Raw genomic sequence first — 5,614 nt, 5'->3', positions numbered from 1 at the left:
GCCCGGCACCTGGACCGCACCGCCGATCGCGCGCCAGTCCGTTCAGCACGCGCGAACGATAGACGAGGTCGGTCGACGACAGGATCAGCGGCGCGTGCGCCACCCAGAACAGGATGCGCTTCCCCCACAGGTCCGCGCGCCACGCCGGATCGGCGACGATCTCACCATGCGCGTCGAGCCATTTGCGCATCAGCCCCTCGGCGATCGGCGCGCCGACCGCGCGCGTCGTCACCGTCGACAGGTCGCGCAGCCACATGAAGCTGTGCAGGTAATCGGCAAATGCAGGCGAATAGGCCGGCTTCGCCAGGTCGATCGCGGGCAGGTTGACGACTTCACCGCGAAAGCTGAGCATCCCGTCGAGCAGCGCCTGGCCGCGGCGCGGATCGCCCAGAAACGGATCGTCGGCGACCGCCAGCAGCTTGAGCGGAAAACGCCCGCGCAGCCGCAGCGTGTGGAGCGGGGTGCGCCACGCGATCCAGCGAAAGCGTTCGGCCAGCCGGTCGGCGAGCGACAGGCCATGATCGCCCCCCACCCGGACCAGCCGCTTGCCCTCCTCGATCCCGTCGGCGGCGGGACCGGCGGGAGCGGGATCGTTCACCCGGCCCTCAGCGCCCGGATGTTGTCGGCATAGTTGGCGGGGCCACCCGCGAAGCTGGCGGTGCCCGCGACCAGTGCGTCTGCGCCCGCGGCAATCGCGCGCGGCGCGGTCGCCCGGTCGATGCCGCCATCGACCTCCAGGTCGATCGTGCGCCCGCTCGCGTCGATGCGCGCGCGCAACGCCGCGATCTTGGCGAGCTGGCTCTCGATGAACTTCTGCCCGCCGAAACCCGGATTGACGCTCATCACCAGGATGAGGTCGATCAGGTCGATCACCTCATCGACCACGCCGACCGGCGTCGCGGGGTTGAGCACCACGCCGGCGCGCTTGCCGAGCGACCGGATCGTCTGGAGCGTACGGTGCAGGTGCGGCCCCGATTCGGGATGGACCGAGATGCAGTCCGCGCCGGCTTCGGCAAAAGCCTCCAGATAGGGATCGACCGGCGCGATCATCAGGTGGACGTCGAACGGCTTGGCCGAATGCGGACGCAGCGCGCGCACGACCGCCGGGCCGATGGTCAGGTTGGGGACGAAATGCCCGTCCATCACGTCGATATGGATCCAGTCCGCCCCTGCCGCGTCGATCGCGCGAACCTCCTCACCCAGTCGCGCGAAATCGGCGGACAGGATCGATGGCGCGATGCGGACGGGTTGCTGCATGTTGCGTCTCTAGCATCCCGGCACCGCCCGGCAAGCGATGCGTCACGCGTTTCGCATCAGCCGCACGATGAAGAACCCGTCGACGCCACCTTCTTCCGCCAGCATCCCCGGCAGCACCCGCACCCAGCCCCGTGGCGCGGGGGTGACACCGCCCGGAAGCTCATCGGCGCGGACCGGATCGACCGCGAATTCGGGATGGTCGGCCAGGAAGCGTTCGACCTGCGCCTCGCCCTCGGCCGGTTCCAGCGAACAGGTCGCATAGACCAGCCGGCCCCCGGGCGCGAGCCACTGCGCGGCGCGCGCAAGCAACTGCTGCTGAAGCGCGGCGGTCTCCGCGATCAGCGAAGGCCGGGCGCGGTGCAGCACATCCGGGTGGCGGCGAAAGATGCCGGTCGCGCTGCACGGCGCGTCGAGCAGGATCGCGGCCACCGGCGTGGGCGGTGCCCAATCGAGCAGGTCGGCGGTGACCACCGATGCGCGCAACAAGGTACGCTCCAGATTCTCGCGCAGTCGTCCCAGACGACTTTCGGAAATGTCGACAGCGGTCACATCCCAGCCCGCCGCCGCCAGTTGCAGCGTCTTGCCCCCCGGAGCCGCACACAGATCGAGCGCCGGGCCGGAGCCGCGCCCGAGCAGGCGCGCGGGCAACGATGCCGCCAGGTCCTGCACCCACCAGTCGCCCTCGGCAAAGCCCTCCATGTCGGGAATGTTGCCTCGCTCGGCGAGCCGCAGGTGACCGGGCATCAGGCTGACGCCGGGGTGCGCCGCCTGAATGCGTGGCAATGCGTCGGCGACCGCCAGTGAGAGATCGACCGGTGGCGGCGCAGCGATCGCGCGCGATGCCGCAGCGACCATCTCGTCCCCCCACGCCGCTTGCCAGCGCAGGGCGGTGGCGGGCGGCAGGCTCGGCACATCCGGCAACGTGGCCGCGCCCCGGTTGAGCGTGCCGAACACGCCGTGCACCAGCTTGCGCGGGCCGCCATCGACCAACGGCAATACGGTCGAAATCGCCGCGTGCGGCGGCGTGCCGAGCCGCAGCCACTGGGCGAGCGCGATGCGCAGCGCAAAGCGCGCCTTGGCATCATCGGGCATCGGGCGCGGCGTCGCGCGGTCGATCAGCGCGTCGAGATTGGGCAGGTAGCGCAGCACTTCGGCGGCGATGGCATGGGCGAGCGCGCGATCCTCGCGCTTCTTGAGCGGGCGCGCCGCCTGATCGAGCGCCGCCTCCAGCGCCTGACCGCGTCGCAGCACCGCGTCGAGCAGCCGCAAGGCCGCCCGGCGAGCAGGAACACCGGGCGGATCGCTGGTCAGGACGGGTCTGGGCATTGCGGGGGGAAGACCTCTTTCATTGCAGCCCGTTCGCTTCGAGCGAAGTCGAGAAGCGCGCCACGTGTCTCGACTTCGCTCGACACGAACGGAGAGAAGACTGACCCGCTGCCTAGCCGAGCATGGCGATCACGTCCACGCGGCCGCCCAGGCGTCACCCCCGCCGGTGCGGATCGAGCGCACTGGCGCGGCGGCGGGTGCGCGGCACGCTGGTCGCGGTCGCGCGGGGGACCGGGCGTCCGCCGCCGCCGGTCATTGCCGCCATGTCACCCATTTCGGCAGCGATCTGTTCCAGCGCGGCGATGCGGTTGCCGGTGTCGGGGTGCGTCGAGAACAGGCTGTCGCCGCCACGCGCGAGGCCGGGGACGATATAGAGCTGCGACGTCGCCGGAATCCGCTCTGCCACCGGATTGGGGATGCGTGCCGCGCCCTGCGAGATCTTCGCCAGGGCCGAGGCGAGCGCGCGCGGGTTGCCGCTGATCTCCGCACCTGCCCGGTCTGCGCCATATTCGCGCGTCCGGCTGATCGCCATCTGGACGATCATCGCCGCGAACGGCGCGACGAGCACCGCCAGCAGCCCGGCCAGCCCCGCGCTGCGCCCATCGCCCGAGCGGAAGAACAGCCCGAAATTGGCGAGCATCGAAATCGCACCCGCGATCGTCGCGACCATCGTCATGATCAGGGTATCGCGGTTCTTCACATGGCCCAGTTCGTGCGCCATCACGCCGGCGATCTCGTCGCGGCTCAGCATGTTGAGCAGACCCGTCGTCGCGGCGACCGCGGCATGCTCCGGGTCGCGCCCGGTCGCAAACGCATTGGGCTGCGCCTGGTCGACGATATAGACGCGCGGCATCGGCAGTCCGGCGCGCGTCGCCAGTTCGCGGACCAGCCCGACGAACTCGGGCGCGCTGCGGTCATCGACTTCGCGCGCGCCGTGCATCTTGAGGACGATCTTGTCGGCGTTCCAATAGGTGAAGAGGTTCATCCCCACCGCGATCACGAGCGCGAGGATCATGCCGCCGCGCCCGCCGAGCGTCAGCCCCAGCGCCATGAACAGCGCGGTCAGCGCCGCCAGCAGCATCGTCGTCTTCAAACCGTTCACTTGAACCTACTCCTTCGCCGACCAATGTGGGGAAGGACCGATTTTTCTTCAATCATGGAGCCCCCGGGGATGACCGCATCGACCCGCAACCGTCCCGGCCAGCGCCCGGCGCATGTGAAGCCGCCGGCCTATCTGTCGAAGAGCCCGCCGGTGCCCCAGCCCGAGCCGATGGTGCGCCCCGACAGCGATCCACTGGAAAAGGATCCGGTGCGCTATGGCGACTGGGAGCTGAAGGGCATCGCGATCGATTTTTGACAACGGATACTGACGGTCGACGTTCAAAGCCGATCGCCAAAAACCGTCACCCCGGGCTTGACCCGGGGTCTCGCTGTTCTTCGCGCCGGATCAGGTGGCGGGACCCCGGGTCAAGCCCGAGGTGACGAGATAAGTACAGCTCGGGCTATTCGGCCTTGAGCGGTCGGGTCAGCAGCGCGTCGATCACCTCGCCGACGGGCTCGCCGGCGATCAGCGCGCAGACCGCGTCGGTCACCGGCATCTCGACGCCGGCGGCGTGCGCCGCTGCCTGAAGTACCGGCGCGGTATGCGCGCCTTCGGCCACCGTGTGGCGGTCGGCGAGCAGCTCGGAGGCTGCCCGGCCCCGACCCAGCCCGACGCCGAAGCTGAAATTGCGGCTGTTGGTCGATGAACAGGTCAGCACCAGGTCGCCCAGCCCAGACAGCCCGGCCAGCGTTTCAGCTCGGCCACCGCGCGCCAGGCCGAAGCGAGTCATTTCGGCAAAGCCGCGCGCGATCAGCGCGGCGCGGGCGTTCAGCCCCAGCCCCGCGCCCTCGACCACGCCGCACGCGATCGCGATGACATTCTTGACCGCGCCGCCGATCTCCGCGCCGATCACGTCGCTGGAGGCATAGAGGCGAAAGGCGGGACCCGCGAGCCGGTCGATCAGCCGATCGCGCAGGCCGTCGGCCTCACACGCCAGCGTCACCGCGGTCGGCTTGCCCGCCGCGACCTCGTGGGCGAAGGTCGGGCCGGACAGCACCGCGATCGGCGCGTCAGGGTGCACCTGCTGCGCCACTTCGCCGACCAGGAGCTGGCTGCCGGCCTCGATCCCCTTGGCGCACAGCACCAGCGGCGTGCGCTCGACCGCCAGCGCCGCAACGGTCGCGCGGACATGCTGGGCCGGCGTCACCACCAGCAACGCGTCCACACCGGACAGATCATCCAGCGACCCCGTCGCGACGACGGCGGGTGACAGCGTAACGCCGGGCAGGAACATCGTATTTTCATGCGCGGCGTTGATCGAAGTCACCACTTCGGCCTCGCGCGCCCACAGCATCACCGGCTGGTCGCCGCGCGCCGCCACCTGCGCCAGCGCGGTGCCCCAGGCACCGCCGCCGATCACCCCGATCCTCACGCCTTGACCCCGGCACCGCGCGCGTGCTCCGCATCGGGGTCGAGCGGCCAGCGGGCACGCGCGGGCGTGTCGAGCGGATCGGTCAGCCCGGCGGCGAATCGCTCCGCCCCGGCCCAGGCAATCATCGCGGCATTGTCGGTGCACAACCATTGCGGCGGGGCGACGAAGCGCAGGCCGTTGGCTTCCGCCAGTTCTGCCAGCGCCGCGCGGACCGACTGGTTGGCCGCGACCCCGCCCGCGACGACGAACGCGGTCGCCCCCTCGGCGCGTGCGATGGCACGGCGGCTGCGGTCGATGAGGCAATCGATCACGGCTTGCTGGAACGAGGCAGCGATGTCGGCGGGGCGCCAGCGATTTTCGTCGCGTGCGCGCATCACCGCGCTCTTCAGCCCGGCGAAGGAGAAATGCGGCTCTGGCGATCCGACCAGCGGGCGCGGCAGCGGCACCATGTCGGAATCGCCCGATTTTGCCGCGCGTTCGACCGCCGGCCCGCCGGGAAAGCCGAGCCCCAGCAGCTTCGCGGTCTTGTCGAACGCCTCGCCCGCCGCATCGTCGAT

6 protein-coding genes and 1 pseudogene are annotated in these 5,614 nt (G+C 70.3%); 1 reads left to right on the top strand and 6 read right to left on the bottom strand.

Annotated elements, in window-relative coordinates:
• The 4 genes and pseudogenes from AX709_RS09945 to htpX all read right to left on the bottom strand — a co-directional run.
• Positions 1 to 598, bottom strand: a pseudogene (locus tag AX709_RS09945) (heparinase); the annotation flags it as partial.
• Positions 595 to 1,257, bottom strand: coding sequence for a ribulose-phosphate 3-epimerase (gene rpe, locus AX709_RS09940; RefSeq protein WP_066477276.1), 663 nt, complete (start codon positions 1,255 to 1,257; stop codon positions 595 to 597). The pseudogene AX709_RS09945 and the gene rpe, both read right to left, overlap by 4 nt.
• Before the next feature lie 42 nt (positions 1,258 to 1,299).
• Complete coding sequence (locus tag AX709_RS09935) at positions 1,300 to 2,583, bottom strand: RsmB/NOP family class I SAM-dependent RNA methyltransferase (protein WP_066549185.1); 1,284 nt, start codon at positions 2,581 to 2,583, stop codon at positions 1,300 to 1,302.
• A gap of 154 nt (positions 2,584 to 2,737) precedes the next feature.
• Entirely contained in the window at positions 2,738 to 3,685 is a 948-nt protein-coding gene (htpX, locus tag AX709_RS09930) for a zinc metalloprotease HtpX (RefSeq protein ID WP_066549183.1), read from the bottom strand.
• A gap of 69 nt (positions 3,686 to 3,754) precedes the next feature.
• Between htpX and AX709_RS09925 the strand changes: the two genes are divergently transcribed.
• Positions 3,755 to 3,940, top strand: coding sequence for a DUF1674 domain-containing protein (locus tag AX709_RS09925; RefSeq protein ID WP_066477269.1), 186 nt, complete (start codon positions 3,755 to 3,757; stop codon positions 3,938 to 3,940).
• Between the two features lie 145 nt (positions 3,941 to 4,085).
• Here the strand turns inward: AX709_RS09925 and AX709_RS09920 are convergent, their stop codons facing one another.
• Positions 4,086 to 5,057 (bottom strand): NAD(P)H-dependent glycerol-3-phosphate dehydrogenase, encoded by a 972-nt coding sequence (locus AX709_RS09920; protein WP_066549181.1) that lies wholly within the window; start codon positions 5,055 to 5,057, stop codon positions 4,086 to 4,088.
• The coding region (locus AX709_RS09915) for a tRNA (adenosine(37)-N6)-threonylcarbamoyltransferase complex transferase subunit TsaD (RefSeq protein ID WP_443026331.1) at positions 5,054 to 5,614 on the bottom strand (561 nt) is incomplete at its 5' end. The genes AX709_RS09920 and AX709_RS09915, both read right to left, overlap by 4 nt.

The sequence above is a fragment of the Sphingomonas sp. CCH15-F11 genome, from assembly GCF_001557005.1.
Taxonomy (GTDB): domain Bacteria; phylum Pseudomonadota; class Alphaproteobacteria; order Sphingomonadales; family Sphingomonadaceae; genus Sphingomonas.
Note: the sequence above shows the minus strand (reverse complement) of the source record. Positions and strands in the feature narration are given on the sequence as shown.